Here is a 17769-nt window from a genome sequence, read left to right on the forward strand (position 1 = left end):
CCCTGACAAAAGCACTGTATAGATGTACAGTGCCGGTAAAATACCTGCCAACCTCACGTGCCCCTGCCCCGCTGCTTATTCAGAACGCTGCTGATGAGCGTCGCGTTGCCCGGGCGGCACCACCGAACGCTACTTTTGAGTAACAAGGCATGCCAGATGACCGGCGCATAGCCCACATCGACATGGACGCATTCTTTGCGTCTTGTGAACTGTCGCAGTATCCAGAACTACGAGGCGAGGCCATGGTGGTTGCCGGTCGTCGCACGGATGCGCCGCGAACAAACCCGGACGGCACGCGGGAATTTTCGCGCTTACGCGACTATGTGGGCAGAGGCGTCTTAACCACCGCCACCTACGAAGCCCGCGCACTTGGAGTTCATTCCGGCATGCCCACCATGAAGGCCGCCCGGTTAGCGCCGAATGCGATTCTCCTTCCGGTGAACTTCGACCTCTATCGAACGTATTCGCGCCTGTTCAAAGATGCAATCCGGTCGGTCACCCCGAGCATACAAGACGTCGGAATCGACGAAGTCTACGCAGACGTCTCGCTCACGAGTGGCAGTTCGGAGGAAGTAGCGCGCAAGTTGAAGTCCGCGGTGTTGGAAGCAACGAATCTCACCTGCTCTGTGGGAATCGCACCCAACAAGCTGCTTGCAAAGCTGTGCTCCGATATACAAAAACCCGACGGCATCACGATCCTGAAGTTCGAGGACATGCAGTCCAGGATCTGGCCAATGGCCGCAAACAAGATCAACGGTATCGGCCCCAAGGCCAGCGCGAAGCTTGCGTCATTGGGAATAACGACCATCGGTGGAATCGCTGCGTGCGACGAGCCCTGGCTCATAGAGCACTTTGGCCGGAGCTATGGCGCGTGGCTTCGCAGGGTGTCCCACGGTCTCGATGACAGACCCGTGGTGACATACAGCGAACCGGTCTCGATGAGCCGCGAGACCACGTTCGAACGGGATCTGCATGCGGTGCGGCACCGGCAGGAACTGGGCGCCGCATTCACCCGGCTGTGCGAACAGGTGGCAGCCGATCTACAGAGAAAAGGCTATCTGGCGAGGAAGATCGGCATCAAGCTGCGCTTTAACGACTTCAAAACAGTCACGCGCGACATAACGCTTCCTGAACCCATTGCCAACGCGGAAGCTTTGCGTCGCGCGGCAACTGACTGCCTGAAAAGAGTGGAGCTCGTTAAATCCATCAGACTGCTCGGAGTCAAGGCCGGTAACCTGCAACCCGCCGGACAAGCTCCTCGCGACGAGTCGGTTCAGTTCACGCTTGATTTCTAATTCGCGCGTTCTGTTCCATGCAGCGCGACACGGAGCGCCGAAGCGGTGCCTGCCAGTTCAGGCAGACTTTCCTTTTACCAGCGAAGAATAAGAAGCCGCTGCCGCTGCGGGTGGATTGTTTGCGTTCGCCCCAGCATTTCCCGCACCATTCCCCGGCAGGTTCCCCGCATTCGAACGTAGTGGCGGCGTAACGCTGTCCGCAAGCGAAGCAGCAATTGAAAATGCAAACGTATTGACGCCGTTCGCGCTCTGCACTGACACGCTGCCGCGATGCATCTCCGCGATCGCCTTAACGATTGCAAGACCCAGGCCGTGATTCTCGCGGCTATTGGTGCGCGACACTTCAGCACGATAAAAACGGTCGAACAGATGTTCGAGCACGGCGGGCTCGATCGGCTCGCCGGGATTCGCAACTTCAATGCGCACCTGTTGGCCGTCTCGCACAATACGCACGTTGATCTGCGCACCAGGCTGGCAATGCTGGATCGCGTTCATCAACAGATTCGTGCAGGCGCGGCCGAACAGCGAGCGGTTCACATGCGCTGCGGCGTCGCCATGCAAGCGCGCATGCACACGAGCTTCTTCGAGCGGAATTTCCAGAAACTCCAGCGTGTGCGCAACTTCCGCCGCGAGCGATACTTCAACGAGGCCGGTCGCGCGCTCGCCCTGATCGGCTCGCGCGAGGAACAGCATGTCGTTGATGATCGCGCGCATACGTTCGTATTCCTCGAGATTCGACTGTAGCGTATGACGTAAATCGTCCACGGAGCGGTTGCGTGTCAACGCCACTTCGGTCTGCCCGATCAGAATCGTGACCGGCGTGCGCAATTCGTGCGCGACGTCCGCATTGAACGATTCGAGGCGGCAGTACGCGCCGTCGAGGCGTTCAAGCGCGCCGTTGAACGAATTAGCGAGGTCATTCAATTCATGCGGCAACGACGTGGTATTCAGCCGCTGCGAGCGATTGTTCGGACTGACGGCGGACGCGTCGCGGGTGAGACGCGTCAACGGTGCGAGCCCGATGCGCGTCACCGAATAACTGAGCAGCAGCACCGCGAGGCTGCCAAGCGCCGATAGCGCCGCGAGCGCAAAGCCGAACACGCGCATCGTGCGAATGTTCGGCAAATAGCTCGATGCAACCTGCAACTGCATTGGGGGACGTGTCGAATAGCCGGGAATGGACACAGTAGTGGTGAGCATATCTTCACCGCCGCCCACCGGCCTCACGCGGGCGTAGCCGCCGGGCCAGGTCTTCACGGTCGAGCCTTCGATAGGCTTGCCATAGTTGTACGACGGCTCGATGCTCGTCACCGCATATACGGTGCTGCGGTCATGCGGCGTCATGTCGGTCAGCTTCTCACGCGACATGCGCCATTTTTCAGGTGTCAGCCCGTGATTGCAGATGAGCCGCGCAATCTGCGCACGGTCGTCGAGCGACTCGCGCAAGTGGTTCTCGAGCTGCGAGCGCAACACCGCAAAAAGCCCCGCGCCGACAAGCGTAAACACGAACAGCGCGACGAGCGCGAACATCAATGCGAGGCGCCGTGCTATTGAACGGTTCATGGCTGCTCCGCCTCTTCACGCACTTCGAGTACATAACCCATGCCGCGCACCGTATGCAGCAGCTTGGAAGAAAACGGGCCGTCGAGCTTCGCACGCAATCGCTTGATCGCCGTTTCCACGACGTTAGTATGACTATCGAAGTTGACATCCCAGACGAGTTCGGTGATCGCGGTCTTCGACAGAATATCGCCCTGCCTGCGGGCCAAAACGCTTAGCAGCTGGAATTCCTTCGCGGTCAGATCGAGACGCACGCCCTCTCGCGTCGCGCGCCGCCCGATCAGATCGACAAACAGATCGCCGACGGATATCAGCGTGGATTCCTGCGAGCGCGTGCGGCGCGCCAACGCGTGCAGGCGCTCGACGAGTTCGAGGAATGAGAACGGCTTGGTCAGATAGTCGTCGGCGCCTTCGCGCAGACCGCGCACGCGGTCGTTCACATGGTCGCGCGCCGTCAGCATGATGACAGGCGTCGACTTGCGCATGCGCAGCGCCTTCAGCACGCTAAAGCCGTCGCGTTTAGGCAGCATGACGTCGAGCACGATCACGTCGTAATCGAACTCGGTGGCCAGATGCATGCCCTCTTCGCCATCGAGCGCGACGTCCACGACCCAGCCCTGCTCTGTCAAACCGGAGCGCAGGTAGTCCACCACCTTGTGCTCGTCTTCAACAATCAGCAATTTCATGCGCGTCCCCTAGTGTCTGCATTATACGAAACGCCTCCCGTTGCTTCGCGTGCACTCTGCCTACCTTCATGGGGCAGCGGCACGAGTCTGAACGGGATCGGCGCCCTCCGGCTGCATGTCCTGCATGTCCTGTTGCGCAACGCTGGGGTTGCCGCTCGCCATTCCCGTGCTCGCATCCCAGCCGCCGCCCAGTGCCTTGACCAGTGAGACGGAAAGCGTCATCTGCTGGCCGCGAATCTGAGCGTCCTGACGCTTGCTGTTGAGCAACGACTGCTGCGCGGTGATCACATCGAGATAGGCAACCAGGCCGCCCGAATAACGGTCATTGGCAAGCGCAAGCAGACGTTGCGAATCCGCGACCGCTTGCTCCGATTGTTTCGCCGCGCCGTCGAGCACGGCGAGACCCGTAATGCCGTCCTGCACCTGCTGGAATGCGTTGAGCACCGTTTGCCGATAATCGGCCTCGGTCGCTTTATAACCCTCGCTTGCGAACTGCACGTTAGCCGCGCGGCGTCCGCCGTCGAACAGGACCTGGCTCGCTGCCGCACCGAGCGTCCACATCAGCGTGGGCGCGCTAAGCAAGCTCGCGAACTGCGTGCTTTCCCAGCCGATGCCGGGCGTCAGCGTGAGGCTCGGAAAAAACGCCGCCTTCGCAACGCCGATCTGCGCATTGGCCGCTGCCATCGCGCGCTCCGCGGAGGCGATGTCGGGCCGCCGTTGCAGCACGTCGCTCGGCACGCCGAGCGCAATCGCCGGCACCTGGAAGTTCAGTACCTTCGGCTCGATTGCGAATTGCGGTGCAGGCACGCCGACGAGCGCCGCAAGCGCGTGCTCGAATTGCGCGCGCTGGTTCAGCAGCAACTGCGCCTGCACACGTGTGGTGTCGAGCAGCGATTTTTGCTGCAACACGTCGAGCCCCGACACGGCGCCGAGCTCGTGTTGGGAGTTCACATAGTCGAGTGCTTTCTGCTGCAGCGTGACCGATTGGTTCAGCACGTCGATTTCTGTGTCGAGCTCGCGCAATGAGTAGTAGTCGCTCGCCACCTCGGTGGTGAGCACGAGCCGCGCATTGGCGAGATCGTCCGCAGATTGCTCGGCGGACGCCGCCGCGCCTTCCACCTGGCGGCGTATGCGGCCAAAGAGATCGGTGTCGTAGGTGATCGTGGGACCGATCTGCAGATTGTTCTGCACCGTCGACGTGGTCGGCACGCCGTAGTTCGTGCGCGGCCTGTCGTGGGAAATCCGGAAGCGCGATGCCGATGCGGCGAGGTCCACTTCGGGAACCTGCTGCGCGCGCGTGTTCGCAAGCGTCGCCTTCGCCTGAGCATAGTGCGCGCTCGCGGCCACCAGCGTCTGATTCTGTGCGAGTGCCTGCGTCTCCAACGCGGCGAGCGTGGAGTCGCGATAGACGTTCCACCAGTCGGGGTCCATCGGCGCATGCGACGGAGCCGCGACGCGCCAGTACGAATCGGTATTCCATGCGGGCGGCACCTCTGCCTGCGGCCGCCTGTAGTCGGGGCCGACCGTACACGCGGCGAGCATGGCCGCGCTGGCAGCAGCAGTGGCAGCCGCACCGACCGCCGCGGCAACCCTGAATACGCCGCCGCTGCCACGCGTGGGCTTCACGACGCCCCCTTCGTGTTCTTCTGCGGTTGCGCGATCTCGACATGATCGCCGTCCGCAATCGAATCACTCGGGTTGATGATGACTCTGTCGTTTCCATCAATCCCGCTTTCTATCTCGAGCGTCTGTCCGAAATCCTGCGCGATCACGATCTTGCGCAACTGCACATTGCCCTTCGCGTCGACGACTGCAACCCGCGGACCCTCGGCGCGAAACAGCAACGCGTTGCCGGGCACCATCCACTGTGCGCGGGCAGCCGACGGCAGCGCCACTTGCACATAAGCGCCCGGACGCAGCTTGCTATCGGGATTCGGCAGCGTCACTTCGACTTGCAGCGAGCGAGTCGGCACGTCGATCGCGCCCGAGATATGCGTGACGGTGCCATGGAATTGCTGGCCGGGCAGTTCGGCCTGCGTGACCACCACGTTCTGTCCGACCGACACGTTCTGCGCATACGCCTGCGGCAATTGCACATAAACCCGCAGCGGGTCCGACTGTGCAAGCGCGAACAGCGCGCGGCTCGTGCCGCTACCCGCATCGATCAGATCGCCTACGTCGACATTGCGTTGCGTGACCACGCCCGCGAACGGTGCGACGATCCGCTTGAACGATTCGAGCTGGCGCAGGCGCTGCACGTTGGCGTCGGCGGCGGCCAGGTTCGCCACGTCCTGCGCATACGTGCTCTGCCGTTCGTCGAGCTCCTGTTGCGAGACCGCATCACGCTGACGCAACTGCTGCCAGCGTTCGAGCGAGCTCTTCGCAAGCGCGAGACTCGAACTGGTTTGCTGGCGCTGCGCGAGTGCCTGCGCGAGCTCCTGATCGATTTCCGGCGTATCGAGTTCAGCGAGCAACTGGCCCTGCTTGACGCGCGTGCCGATGTCGGCATACCAGCGCAGCAGGTAACCGGTAGAGCGCGCAAAGATCGGCGATTCGACACTGCCGCGCAACGTGCCCGGCAACGTGGTGCTGCCACCGCCTTCCGCCGGCGTTGGGCTCGTCACGTTCACATATTGCGTGGCGTTCTGCTTCGTCGTTTGCTCGACCGTGCGGTTTTGCATGAGGTTCGCAATCACGGTGCGCAAGGCCCCCAATGCGAGCAATGCCAGCACAATCCAGATGGCGATCTTCGCGCGCTTCCATTCGCGATTGCGCGGCGGCAGTGCGTGGCCGCTTTCGGTCTCTCGCGACGGAATCGCCAGCGATGCATGAGTTTTTTCGGTCATCTCAGTTAGCCATCTTGGTTAGCTAGCTCCGTTAGCCTGGGTAGCCGTTTTCTTCACGTTTCTTCGATTTGCCGTTTTTGCCTGGTCGACTTCAGGCCGGTTCGCCGGCGCTGCCGCTTCCAGTATCTTCATGTTCGTTGCGATGGCGACGCGCGAGGCGCGTATGAATGCCCGCGAACACCAGCGGCACGAAAAACAGCGTGGATACCGTCGCAAACAGCAATCCGCCGATCACCGCGCGGCCGAGCGGCGCGTTCTGCTCGGCGCCTTCGCCGAGACCGAGCGCCATCGGAATCATGCCGATGATCATCGCGAACGCGGTCATCAGCACCGGGCGGATGCGGCTCGCTCCCGCTTCGAGCGCTGCGGTGAGCGGTGGCGCGCCGGCGGAAAGCCGCTGACGCGCGAACGCGACCATCAGAATACTGTTGGCCGTGGCGACGCCCATCGTCATGATCGCGCCCGTGAGCGCCGGCACGCTCAGATGCGTGCCGGTCAGGAACAGCATCCACACAATGCCGGCGAGAGCCGCAGGCAAAGCGCTCACGATAATCAGCGGATCGACCCACGACTGAAAATTCACGACGATCAGCAGATACACGAGCACGATCGCCATCGCCACGCCGAGGCCGAGCCCGAAATAGGAACTGCGCATCGTCTGTACCTGGCCGCGCACGGTGATCTGACTGCCGCGAGGCAGCGACGCGCGCGCTTGTTCGACGAGCTTGTCGACCTGATCCGCGACGCTACCCAGGTCGCGCTTATCGACGCTCACGTACAGGTCGATCACCGGCCTGATGTTGTAGTGCGTGACGACCGCAAACTGGTTTTGCGACTGTACGCGCACGAGGTTGCCGAGCAGTTGCGTCGGCCCCGTTGCGGAGGCGGACACTGGCGTGCGCAACAGGTCGTCGATCGACGAAATGCTGTACTGGGGCGTTTGCACTGCAACGTTGTACTCGACCCCGTTGCGGTCGTTGTACCAGAAGCCCGGGGACGTCTGCGAGCTTCCCGATAGCGAAATCAGCACGTTTTGAGCGACATTGCTCGCCGTGAGATTGAGTTGCTGCAAACGGGTGCGGTCCATTTGGAGGTTGATGGCGGGCTCGTCGAGTTTCTGCTGGATGTGCGTGTCGACAGTGCCTGGAATCATGCGCACCTGTTTGAGCAGCTTGCGCGCGACCTCGAAATTGCCCTGCTGATCCGCGCCGGCGATCTGCACGTCGACGGCTGCGGGAAGCCCGAAGTTGAGAATCTGCGTGACGATGTCCGCCGGTTGAAAGAAAAACTCCACGCCCGGAAAACGTTGCGGCAGCATAGCGCGGAGCTTGTCCACATAGACTTCTGTCGGCTCGTGACCTTCTTTCAGCGCGATCTGTATTTCGCCGTCGAGCGTGCCGATCGTCCCCGCATTGCTGTACGAAAGATTGATACCGCTGTACGGCAAACCGAGGTTGTCGAGGATAGTGCCGAGCTCTTTCCCAGGCACGACTTCGCGGATCACCTTTTCGACTTCGTCGGCAAGACGCGCGGTCTCCTCGATCCGGGTGCCGGTCGGCGCGCGCATATGCAAGCGGATATTGCCCGCGTCGACACTCGGGAAGAAGTCTTCGCCGAGCACGAACGCAAGCCCCATCGACACCACGCAAAAGCCGAGAAAAATGCTGCCGAAGCGCGCCCGGCGCACGAGCAGGCTGCTGAGAATCACAATATAGGCGGCCCGCATGCGCTCGAAGCCGTTATCGAAGCGGCGATAAAGACGTGTGAAGAGACCTGGCTTCGCGTCGGCCTTCGGCTTGTGCGCGTGGCCCATCAGCAGCATGGCCAGCGTGGGCACGAGTGTGCGCGACAGAACGTACGACGCGAGCATCGCGAAGACCACCGCTTCGGCGAGCGGCACGAACAGGTAGCGCGCTACGCCGGTCAGAAAGAACATCGGCACGAAGACGATGCAGATACACAGCGTCGAAACGAGCGCGGGAATGGCGATTTCGCCTGCGCCTTCGAGAATCGCATCGTGCAGATTGGTCCCCATGTGCAGATGCCGTTCGATGTTCTCAATCGTCACGGTCGCGTCGTCGACGAGAATACCCACCGCGAGCGCAAGGCCGCCGAGCGTCATGATGTTGATGGTCTGCCCGAGCGCATGCAAAGCGATCAGCGAGGACAGGATCGACAACGGAATCGAAATCGCGATGATGCAGGTGCTGCGCCAGTTGCCGAGAAACAGCAGAATCATCGCGGCGGTCAGCGCTGCGGCCACCACTGCCTCGCGCACCACGCCCTGCACTGCCGCCTTCACGAACACGGATTGGTCGAATAGCGCGGTTATCTTCAGATCCGGCGGAAGTGCCGCGCGCGCGGCGGGCAGCAAGCCGTGCAGCGTGTTGACGATCGAGAGCGTCGACGCACTGCCGTTCTTCAGCACCGACATCAGCACGCCGCGATGGCCGTTCTCGCGAACGATATTGGTTTGCGGCGAGAAACCGTCGCGCACGTGAGCGACTTCGCGCAGATAGGTCGTCGCGCCGTTGACCGTTCGCACTGGAATATCGTTGAGCCCTTCCAGCGTCGACGGCGAGCCGTTCATGTTGATCGTGTATTCCTTCGGTCCGATCTTCGCCGTGCCTGTGGGCAGAATCAGGTTTTGCGCGTTGAACGCGCTGACCACGTCGAGCGGCGTAAGGCCCTTGGAGAGCAACGCGCGCGTGTTGAGGTCGACGGAGATCAGCCGCGATTTGCCGCCATATGGATAGGGCACGGCCGCGCCGGGGATCGTCACCAGTTGCGGCCGCAGGAAGTTCAGCGCGGTATCGTTGAGTTGCTGCTCTGAAAGCCTGGTGCTCGACAAGCCCAGTTGAATCACGGGAATGCTGGAGGCCGAATAACTGATCACCAGCGGCGGCGTCGCGCCCGGCGGCATCTGCTTGAGTTGCGCCTGTTCAACGGCCACCGTCTGCGCAATCGCGGTCTGTATGTTCGCGTTCGGCTGCAGAAACACCTTCAGGATCGTGATACCCGCGAGCGATTGCGACTCGATATGCTCGATGTCGTTGACGGTGGTGGTCAGACTGCGTTCGTTGACTGAGGCGATGCGGTGGGCCATGTCCTCCGCGGACAAGCCGTTGTACGTCCAGATGATGCTGACCACCGGAATGTTGATTTCCGGCAGCACATCGACCGGCGTGGTGAACAGCACGAAAGGCGTCGCCAGCACGATCAGAATGGCCATCACGATGAACGTGTAGGGCCGCTTAAGCGCAACGTTGACAATCCACATGAAACGCGCCTGAGTAAAGTGCAGGTGACTGCAGGAAGCAGGTGAGGGATGGGGAACTGGCGCTTATGCTAGATCGCTGGCACCAACACCTGCATGACGCGAAAATGGCGGGAATGTCAGGAAGCTTATCGTAAGGAAAGGCCGTTGACAGGCGGCCCTCGGCGCTGGCGGGCCGCCGTCATATTTCAATCATCCTACGCTTTTTTCATACTTTCACTTCGCGAACAGCGACGACATATCGGCAAAAGCCTTGAATTCGAGCGCGTTGCCCGACGGGTCGAGAAAGAACATGGTCGCCTGTTCGCCGACTTCGCCCTTGAAACGCACATGCGGCTCGATGATGAAGTCGATGCCCGCTTTCTGCAGCTTGTCCGCGGCGGCCTGCCATTGCTCCATTGAAAGCACGGCGCCGAAGTGGCGCACCGGCACGGCGTCGCCGTCGACCTTGCTGGTCTGGCGGTGGCCCACTTCTTCCGGCGCGAGATGCGCGACGATCTGGTGCCCGTAGAAGTTGAAATCGACCCACTGCTCCGAACTGCGCCCTTCGGGGCAGCCGAGCAATTCGCCATAAAACTCGCGCGCAGCGGCGAGACTATGAACAGGAAACGCCAGATGAAACGGCGGCAAGACGGTGTCGGCAACGCTCATGATGTGAGGCTCGCTGGTTATGTAGGTGATGCGGTTGATGATCCCGGTGGCAAGCTGCCTGATTCGCCATTAGCTTAACCACAAGTAAAAATGGTGAGAAACGATATATATTTGACCTGACCAACACCAGAATCGATCAATCGAATCATGCTTTCCGAACTCAAGACTTTCATTGCTGTGAGCCAGTATGGGACTTTTTCCGGCGCGGGCGCTCGCATCGGGCTCACGCAATCGGCCGTCAGCGCGCAGATGCAGCGGCTCGAAGAAGAGCTGGGTTTCGCGCTGTTCGATCGCACGGGCCGCTCCGCCACGCTTAACGACGCGGGGCGCGAAACGCTCGCGCTCGCCGAGGAAATGATGGCGCTCTACGCGCGCCTGTCCGAACGCGGCGCGGTCGCGGCGGAGAGCGGCATGCTGCGCATAGGCGCCATTGCATCGGCACAAGTGTCGTTTCTCGCGAACGCATTGTCGCGCTTTCGGGTAGACCGTCCAGGCTGGCGGATTCGCGTCGTGCCCGGCGTATCGCTCAACCTGCTCGGACAGGTCGACTCGGGCGAACTGGACCTGGCCGTCATCATCAAGCCGCCATTTGCACTGCCGTCGGAACTGGAATGGCGCACGCTCGTCACTGAACCGTTCGTGCTGCTCGTGCCCAAAGCGTTCGCGCGCGGCAAGCAATCGTGGCGCGAACTGTTGAAGAGCGAGCCGTTTATCCGCTACGACCGTACTTCGTTCGGCGGGCGGCTGGTCGACCGCTTCTTGCGGCGCTCGCGGATAAACGTACATGACGTGCTGGAACTCGATGAATTGCAGGCGATCGTGCAACTGGTCGCGCGCGGCATCGGCGTCGCATTGATTCCTGACACCGCGGGCCTCGGCAAGTGGCCTGCCGGCGTGGCCGCCCTGTCGCTCGAAGACGCGACGTTTCATCGCGAGATCGGCCTCGTCCAGCGTCCGCGACATAGCCGTCAGGCGGTTGCCGGCGCGCTCGCCGAATGCATCGGAACGGCGGCGAACCAATAAAACGCGGCGCAAATGCAGAATGGCGCACGAGTGTGCCGACCGACGCGTGTTCAACTGTACCTGTGCGCTACATGCTTCGGCGCGCAGAATCGTCGTTCCCACTGCCCGCCCCCGAGTCGCAGCCCATGACGCCTACTGCCTTTCTCACCGCCGATGTCCTGATCGCCTATAGCGCCTACTTCGTCGGCACGGCAAGCCCGGGCCCGAGCAATCTCGCCATCATGTCTCTCGCAATGAGCGCGGGCCGCCGTTCCGCGCTCACATTCGCGTTGGGCGTGGTGTCGGGATCGTTCTTCTGGGCGCTGCTGGCTTCGCTCGGTTTGTCGGCGGTACTCGCCACCTGCTCGGAATGCCTCGTCGCGATCAAGATCGCCGGTGGGCTCTATCTGCTGTGGCTCGGCTTCAAATCGGCGCGCTCGGCCTTCGCTCCGCGTGCACTGCCCGCGAGCGAGGCGCGCCGCAACGAGCCGCTCAAACGGCTCTATCTGCGTGGCCTGCTGCTGCATCTAACCAACCCGAAGGCCGTTCTCGTGTGGATGTCGATCGTGTCGCTCGCAATGTCGCCAGCGGGCGGTACGTCCCATATAGCGCCAATCGTGCTCGGCTGCATGTGCATTGGCGTGTCCGTGTTCAGCAGTTATGCACTGCTGTTTTCAACGGCATCCGCGCGGCGCGTCTACGTCGCGATCCGGCGCTGGCTGGACGGCTCTCTCGCGATCATGTTCGGCGTTGCCGGTCTGAAGATGCTGACGTCGAGAAGCTAACGCCTTTATTGCGCCTCGGGCTGGTCCACGCCCGCCGCGCGCAGTGCTTCGTGCAACGTGCCGAAAATGCAGCTGCTGTCGATAATCGGCGTGATGCCGTGCCGGTCCATATCCGAGCGTAAATAGGGGTTCACGCGAGCGAAAATCACGTTGATGCCGCTTTGTTTCAGCAGCCCGCACAACTCGCCGACGGAGCGCGACGCCGAATAATCGAGGTCGGTAATCGCGCTCGAGTCGATCACGAACCAGCGCACTGCGCTCGGCGCGTGATCGATCAGGCGCCGGGCGTCGTCGACGAAAAAGTGGTCGTTCGCATAGAACAGGTCGGCGCCAAAGCGATAAACGATCAACCCAGGCGCAGTCTGCGCGCCGGGAACCGCGGGCACCGGCACCCAGACGCCGTCGTCGCCGGGCGCGAGAATCATCGTATGCGGACGGTAGCTGTGGCGCACATGGCGCAGCAACGACAACGCGACCGCCACCAGAATGCCGTGTTCGACGCCGATCAGCACCACGGCCGCGGCTGTGAACACTGCGAGCGCGAACTCGCCCGGACTCTCGCGGCGAATCGCGAGCAAGGTTTTCAGGTCGATCAGTCCAACCGCGATTGTGAATACGATGCTTGCCAGAATGCAGCGCGGCAGATACTGCAAAAACCGGCTGAGAAACAGCAGAACGATTACCACGACGGCCGCGAACACGATCTGCGCAAACTGACTGCGCGTGCCGGCTCGATCGGCCATCGCCGTCTGCGTCGGACTGCCGTTCACCACGAACGCTCCGGAAAACGCTGCGGCTGCATTGGCCACGGCGATGCCAAGCAGGTCCGCATTCGTGTCGGTCGCCTCGTGATGGCGCTCGGCGAACACGCGGCTCGCCGCGGCGCTTTGCGCGACGATCATCACGAAACACGAGGCGGCGACCGGCACGAGATCGAGCGCCTGCTGCCATGTCACCGACGGCATACGCAGCGGCGGCAAGCCTCCGGCCACCGGACCGAGTACCGCGATGCCACGTGCGGCGAAACCGTACATATCGCTCGCGGCGATTCCCGCCACCACCGCAATCAACGGCACGGGCAAACGCGGCCACATACGCTTGAAGAATAGAACTGCCACGACGACGAGCACGGAAATCGCGAGCGTCGGAACATCGAGTTGCGTCCAGTCGCGCGCGACGAGAACAAGCTGATCCACACTGCGCGCCGCATGTCCCGCCAAGCCGAGCATGTCGCCCAGCATCGCAATGCCCACTTGAACACCAACTCCGGCAAGAAAGCCCACCAGCACCGTGCGCGACAGGAAGTCGGCCAGAAAGCCCAGTTTGAAAATGCGCGCGACGAACAACAGCGCAGCGGTAAGCAATGCGACCATCGCGGCGAGCGACGCGTATTCCGCGCTCGAAACGGGCGCCATGGTCGACAGGCGGCTCGCGAAGATGGTGGCGGTGGCCGAATCCGCCGCGACGACGAGATGCCGCGATGCGCCGAAGAAGGCAAACGCGATAAGCGGCAGAAAGACGGTGTAAAGGCCGGTAACAGCCGGCATGCCCGCAATGCGCGCGTAGCCGAGTACCTGCGGGATGTCCATCGACGCGAGTTGCACGCCCGCCAGCACATCGCGCAACGCCGCCGCGCGGCTCAATGGAAGCACGCCCTTGAGCACGCTTGCGCGTGTCGCCAGATTCCCCAGAAATTCTTGCATACGCGATGCCGCCCCAAACTCAGGTTATCGCGCATCGTGCCGCGATTCGGCACTTGAAGGCAAGGCCCGCAGGCAAAACCGGCGACGGCTCAAGGCCGTCAACGGCATTTACTTGCCCGTGCCGGTGAAAATCGCGACGTTGAGAATCAACGTTTGAAGTGGCCTGTGCGCGGATCGACATGCAGCGCGAAACCGAACAGCGCCGCAATGCAGATCGGACAGGCAATGAAGAAAACCGCCAACATCTCATACCCCGTAACCAGTTTTCGTTGCCCACGAGTCTACGCGATAAGGTAGCGGAGAAAATGTGCGAAAACCGCACAGCACTGTTGCGGACTATTACACCATTGCCGGATCGCGGCGCATTTTAGCCCATGAAACGGCGGGTAAAAATGCAAAGCGCTTCGTCGGAGCAGATGTCAAAGGTACAAGTTCGGTCGCGCAAACGTTGTCGCGGTTATCGCGGCGCGAGAAGCGCTAACAGTCCAGTTCAGTGCGCGAGGGAAATGCTTTTGACACTGGTAGCCGTCATTCGTGCTGGATCGCGTGGCAGCAGCTTGCAGCGTCTATAAAGAGCCGCGCGACCGCAGCGTTTATAATCCGGCATGACTCGAATCCCGCACCACTTCTCCCCGCCGCCCGCCGCGCACGACTGCCGCGTTTCCCGCAACATCCCGGCGGTCGCATGAAAACACCGAAACGTTTGCTCCCGCTAGTCGAGGAAGGCCTGATCGACGAAGTCATTTCCCAATTGATGAGCGGTAAGGAAGCCACCGTGTACGTGGTGCGCAGCGGCGACTCCACGCGTTGCGCAAAGGTCTATAAGGACGTCAAACAGCGCAGCTTTCGTCAGGCTGCGTCGTATCGCGAAGGTCGCAAGGTCAAGAACAGCCGTCAGCAACGCGCGATGGAAAAAGGCAGCCGCTACGGTCGCGAGGTGCAGGAGCAGGCCTGGCAGAACGCCGAAGTCAGTGCGCTTTTCCAGTTGGCCAACGCCGGTGTGCGCGTGCCGCAACCCTTCATTTGCAGCGACGGCGTGTTGCTGATGGAACTCGTGACCGACGCGGAAGGCAACGTGGCGCCGCGTCTGAACGACGTCGATCTGAGCGAGGCGCGCGCGCTCGAACTGCATGCACTGCTCGTCAATCAGGTCGTGCGTATGCTGTGCGCCGGCATGATTCACGGCGATCTGTCCGAATACAACATTCTGCTTGCCGCCGACGGTCCCGTGATCATCGACCTGCCGCAAGCCGTGGACGCCGCCGGTAACCTGGAAGCGCCCGCGATGCTCGAGCGCGACGTGAACAACCTCGCCACGTATTTCGGCCGCTTTGCGCCCGCGTTGCTGAAAACGAATTACGGCAAGGAAATCTGGTCGCTTTACGAAGCCGGCGCATTGCACGTGGATGCGCAGTTGACGGGTCACGTCGAAGCCGATACGACGCCGGTCGATCTCGAAGCCGTGCTGCAGGAACTCGAGGACACGCGGCTCGAAGAAGAGGCGCGTCAGCGCCATGAAGAAGCGCTGCGCAGCGGCGCCTGACGCTCAGTAAGAGGCCGCACGCGGCCTTCGGAAGAAACGATCAGGCACCGCCGCAGCGCGACGCGCTAATCGAAGCCGGCTTGGCGCCCGGCGCCGGTCCCACGGACTCGCGCATCGTCACGCTCACCGGGAACTCGCGGAATATCTCCCACGTGGTTCGATAGCACTCGTTGAGGAGCCAGCGCACCGCGTTTTGCGTCAGTTCGGCCGTTGGAATATGCACCGACGTGAGGCCGGGCGCGGCATAAGCGGCGGAGTAATCGTCGTCGTAACCGATCACCGACAATTCGTCCGGCACCGAAATGCCAGCCTGGTGAAAACGCGCGAGCGCGCTGACAGCCATTGTGTCGTTTGCGCAGAAAAGACCCGTATAACGCCGCTTCAAATCGAGCAGTTTCTGCGCGGCAGCATAGCCGCCTTCCGGCGAGAAGTCAGATTCGATCAAGGTCACGTCGCTGCGGGAAATGCCAGCGCGCTCGAGTTCGGCGAAGAAGCCTTCGAGCCGCGTCAGGTTGTCCGAAGCCGTAAACGGCCCGGAAATCACGGCGATTTCGCGGTGGCCGTGTTCAAGCAGCGTGCGCGCGGCCAGTTCGCCGCCGTGCCGATGATCCGCGCAAAACGAGGCTTGCGGGAACTGGTCGAACGCCCGATTGAGGAACACCATTTTCGGATGCATTCGATGCAGCATGATGAGGTCTTCATCGTGCAGATCATGGCTGATCACCACGACGCCGTCGCAATCGCGGCCAATCAGAAAACGCACCGCCTCGATGGCCTGCTCGCGCGGCGACACTTCTCCGCAGCCGGTCGCGACCACCACATGCCGGCGCACCGCGCGTAGCTCAGTGTCGGTCTGTTTGAGGATGGTGCCGTAATAGGAGCCGAAAAACGTCGGCACGAAAATACCGATCATGCCGAGCGACTGCGTGGCCATCGCGCGGCCGATGGAAGACGGACGGAAGTTCAACTGCTCGATTGCAGCCCGCACGCGCGCTGCGGCGTCGGCCGAGACCGGGCCCTTGCCGGAAATAACCCGCGACGCGGTCGACATGCCGACACCAGCCAGCGCCGCGACATCTTTCAGTGTTGCCACACGGTTCTCCGTCACACCATGCCGTTTTCCACGACACGCACACCGGCGCGCTACAAACGCGCACCGCTCGCCGCGTCGAAGAGCGAGACATGTGTGCTGTCGAGCGAGAACGCCAGCGTATCGCCCGGCATTACCGGGGTCTTGCTTTGGTCGATCGACGCGATCTGCTCTCCATGATAGTCGAGCCAGACGACGCGGTGGTTGCCCATCGGCTCCACGAGCGAAACTTTTGCGCGCTCGCCAGCGCCTTCGCCGGTCTGCGTCGGGCAAATGCGTACATCTTCGGCGCGAACTCCTAGCACGCATGGCCGGGGCGGCGATTGCGATTGCGATTGCGATTGCGATTGCGATTGCGATTGCGACTGTGATTCGCCGGACTGATCGACGAACGCGTAGTTCGACACGTCGAGCCGCCACTGCCCCGCGCAAAAGTGCAGCGAGCCGTCGCGCTGCTCCAGCGTGCCGTTAACCAGGTTCATCGCGGGCGTGCCCAGAAACGTCGCGACAAAGAGATTGGCGGGCCGCGCATAGACTTCCGCAGGTGTGCCGAACTGCTGGATCGCGCCGCCTCGCATGACGGCCATGCGCGTGGCGAGCGTCATCGCTTCGACCTGGTCGTGCGTCACGTAGATCATCGTTGCGCCGAGACGCTGGTGCAATTGCTTCAACTCACGGCGCAGTTCGGTACGCAGTTTGGCGTCGAGATTCGACAGCGGCTCGTCGAATAGAAACACGTCGGCTTCGCGCACGATCGCGCGGCCTATCGCCACGCGTTGCCGTTGCCCGCCCGACAGTTGCGCCGGCTTGCGTTTGAGCAGCGGCCCGAGTTGCAGCATCTCGGCGGCGCGCGCCACACGCCGCGCGATTTCCGCCTTCGGCGTACCGTTGATGCGCAACGCAAACGACAGATTGCGCTCCACGCTCATGGTCGGATACAACGCGTATGACTGGAATACGAGTGCAATGCGGCGATCTTTCGGTTCGGCCCACGTCATGTCTTCACCGGCAATTTCAATGTTGCCGTCGGTCACGTCGATCAACCCGGCAATGCTGTGCAGCAACGTCGACTTGCCACAGCCCGAGGGGCCGAGAAGCACGACGAATTCGCCGGCTTGCACGTCGAGATCGAGGTTTTCGATCACCGTGTTACCGCCGAGCCGGATGGTCAGATTGCGCACCGCAACGTTCGCCGCATGCGCAGTGTCCGCGGCGCCGGCGACGCCAGGCAGGTTGTCGATCTGTGCCGCGTCCGCAGCTTGTGTCATGTCAGCCGCGCCTGTCAGTGGACTTGCGAGCGTGTTCGCCTGTTTAACCACGTAGGTCATCGC

General features: G+C 61.8%; 13 protein-coding genes. 4 read left to right on the plus strand and 9 right to left on the minus strand.

Going from position 1 to position 17769, the window contains the following annotated elements:
- Positions 1-149 precede the first annotated feature (149 nt).
- The gene (dinB, locus tag JMY24_RS16680) at positions 150-1295 is read left to right on the plus strand and encodes a DNA polymerase IV (protein WP_128597500.1); all 1146 of its coding nucleotides are present in this window, start codon (positions 150-152) and stop codon (positions 1293-1295) included.
- Between the two features lie 57 nt (positions 1296-1352).
- Here dinB and JMY24_RS16685 read toward each other — a convergent pair whose 3' ends face one another.
- The 6 genes from JMY24_RS16685 to JMY24_RS16710 form a co-directional block, all read right to left on the minus strand.
- The gene (locus tag JMY24_RS16685; protein WP_201702471.1) at positions 1353-2858 is read right to left on the minus strand and encodes a heavy metal sensor histidine kinase; all 1506 of its coding nucleotides are present in this window, start codon (positions 2856-2858) and stop codon (positions 1353-1355) included.
- Positions 2855-3541 (minus strand): heavy metal response regulator transcription factor, encoded by a 687-nt coding sequence (locus JMY24_RS16690; protein ID WP_020066467.1) that lies wholly within the window; start codon positions 3539-3541, stop codon positions 2855-2857. The genes JMY24_RS16685 and JMY24_RS16690 overlap by 4 nt, the downstream gene beginning before the upstream one ends.
- Before the next feature lie 66 nt (positions 3542-3607).
- Positions 3608-5083 carry an efflux transporter outer membrane subunit gene (locus tag JMY24_RS16695; protein ID WP_128597514.1) on the minus strand — a complete coding sequence of 492 codons (1476 nt, stop codon included), beginning with the start codon at positions 5081-5083 and terminating at the stop codon, positions 3608-3610.
- An 80-nt stretch (positions 5084-5163) separates the two neighbouring features.
- The gene (locus JMY24_RS16700) at positions 5164-6387 is read right to left on the minus strand and encodes an efflux RND transporter periplasmic adaptor subunit (RefSeq protein WP_128597501.1); all 1224 of its coding nucleotides are present in this window, start codon (positions 6385-6387) and stop codon (positions 5164-5166) included.
- A gap of 91 nt (positions 6388-6478) precedes the next feature.
- A complete protein-coding gene (locus JMY24_RS16705) occupies positions 6479-9667 on the minus strand; it encodes an efflux RND transporter permease subunit (RefSeq protein WP_128597502.1) in 3189 nt (1062 codons plus the stop codon).
- Positions 9668-9880: 213 nt separating this feature from the next.
- Positions 9881-10315, minus strand: coding sequence for a VOC family protein (locus JMY24_RS16710; protein ID WP_027776038.1), 435 nt, complete (start codon positions 10313-10315; stop codon positions 9881-9883).
- Between the two features lie 147 nt (positions 10316-10462).
- On the opposite strand from JMY24_RS16710, the gene JMY24_RS16715 reads away from it, so the two are divergent.
- Together JMY24_RS16715 and JMY24_RS16720 are read left to right on the plus strand one after the other, a co-directional pair.
- Positions 10463-11338 (plus strand): LysR family transcriptional regulator, encoded by an 876-nt coding sequence (locus tag JMY24_RS16715; RefSeq protein ID WP_128597503.1) that lies wholly within the window; start codon positions 10463-10465, stop codon positions 11336-11338.
- 125 nt (positions 11339-11463) lie between these two features.
- Complete coding sequence (locus JMY24_RS16720; protein ID WP_128597504.1) at positions 11464-12102, plus strand: LysE family translocator; 639 nt, start codon at positions 11464-11466, stop codon at positions 12100-12102.
- Positions 12103-12107: 5 nt separating this feature from the next.
- Here JMY24_RS16720 and JMY24_RS16725 read toward each other — a convergent pair whose 3' ends face one another.
- A complete protein-coding gene (locus tag JMY24_RS16725) occupies positions 12108-13805 on the minus strand; it encodes a SulP family inorganic anion transporter (RefSeq protein ID WP_201702472.1) in 1698 nt (565 codons plus the stop codon).
- Positions 13806-14490: 685 nt separating this feature from the next.
- On the opposite strand from JMY24_RS16725, the gene JMY24_RS16730 reads away from it, so the two are divergent.
- Positions 14491-15348 carry a PA4780 family RIO1-like protein kinase gene (locus JMY24_RS16730; RefSeq protein WP_128584706.1) on the plus strand — a complete coding sequence of 286 codons (858 nt, stop codon included), beginning with the start codon at positions 14491-14493 and terminating at the stop codon, positions 15346-15348.
- A 40-nt stretch (positions 15349-15388) separates the two neighbouring features.
- On the opposite strand, the gene JMY24_RS16735 is transcribed toward JMY24_RS16730, so the two are convergent.
- Together JMY24_RS16735 and JMY24_RS16740 are read right to left on the minus strand one after the other, a co-directional pair.
- Positions 15389-16441 (minus strand): LacI family DNA-binding transcriptional regulator, encoded by a 1053-nt coding sequence (locus tag JMY24_RS16735; protein WP_128597505.1) that lies wholly within the window; start codon positions 16439-16441, stop codon positions 15389-15391.
- Between the two features lie 50 nt (positions 16442-16491).
- Positions 16492-17766 (minus strand): ABC transporter ATP-binding protein, encoded by a 1275-nt coding sequence (locus JMY24_RS16740; protein WP_128597506.1) that lies wholly within the window; start codon positions 17764-17766, stop codon positions 16492-16494.
- Between the last annotated feature and the right edge of the window lie 3 nt (positions 17767-17769).

Origin of the sequence: Paraburkholderia kirstenboschensis, from assembly GCF_904848585.1 — a bacterium.
GTDB lineage: Bacteria > Pseudomonadota > Gammaproteobacteria > Burkholderiales > Burkholderiaceae > Paraburkholderia > Paraburkholderia kirstenboschensis.

Coding starts and splice junctions, on each gene's coding strand:
- dinB (WP_128597500.1), top strand. CDS start 150: ATGCCAGATGACCGGCGCATAGCCCACATCGACATGGACGCATTCTTT.
- JMY24_RS16685 (WP_201702471.1), bottom strand. CDS start 2,858: ATGAACCGTTCAATAGCACGGCGCCTCGCATTGATGTTCGCGCTCGTC.
- JMY24_RS16690 (WP_020066467.1), bottom strand. CDS start 3,541: ATGAAATTGCTGATTGTTGAAGACGAGCACAAGGTGGTGGACTACCTG.
- JMY24_RS16695 (WP_128597514.1), bottom strand. CDS start 5,083: ATGCTCGCCGCGTGTACGGTCGGCCCCGACTACAGGCGGCCGCAGGCA.
- JMY24_RS16700 (WP_128597501.1), bottom strand. CDS start 6,387: ATGACCGAAAAAACTCATGCATCGCTGGCGATTCCGTCGCGAGAGACC.
- JMY24_RS16705 (WP_128597502.1), bottom strand. CDS start 9,667: ATGTGGATTGTCAACGTTGCGCTTAAGCGGCCCTACACGTTCATCGTG.
- JMY24_RS16710 (WP_027776038.1), bottom strand. CDS start 10,315: ATGAGCGTTGCCGACACCGTCTTGCCGCCGTTTCATCTGGCGTTTCCT.
- JMY24_RS16715 (WP_128597503.1), top strand. CDS start 10,463: ATGCTTTCCGAACTCAAGACTTTCATTGCTGTGAGCCAGTATGGGACT.
- JMY24_RS16720 (WP_128597504.1), top strand. CDS start 11,464: ATGACGCCTACTGCCTTTCTCACCGCCGATGTCCTGATCGCCTATAGC.
- JMY24_RS16725 (WP_201702472.1), bottom strand. CDS start 13,805: ATGCAAGAATTTCTGGGGAATCTGGCGACACGCGCAAGCGTGCTCAAG.
- JMY24_RS16730 (WP_128584706.1), top strand. CDS start 14,491: ATGAAAACACCGAAACGTTTGCTCCCGCTAGTCGAGGAAGGCCTGATC.
- JMY24_RS16740 (WP_128597506.1), bottom strand. CDS start 17,766: ATGACCTACGTGGTTAAACAGGCGAACACGCTCGCAAGTCCACTGACA.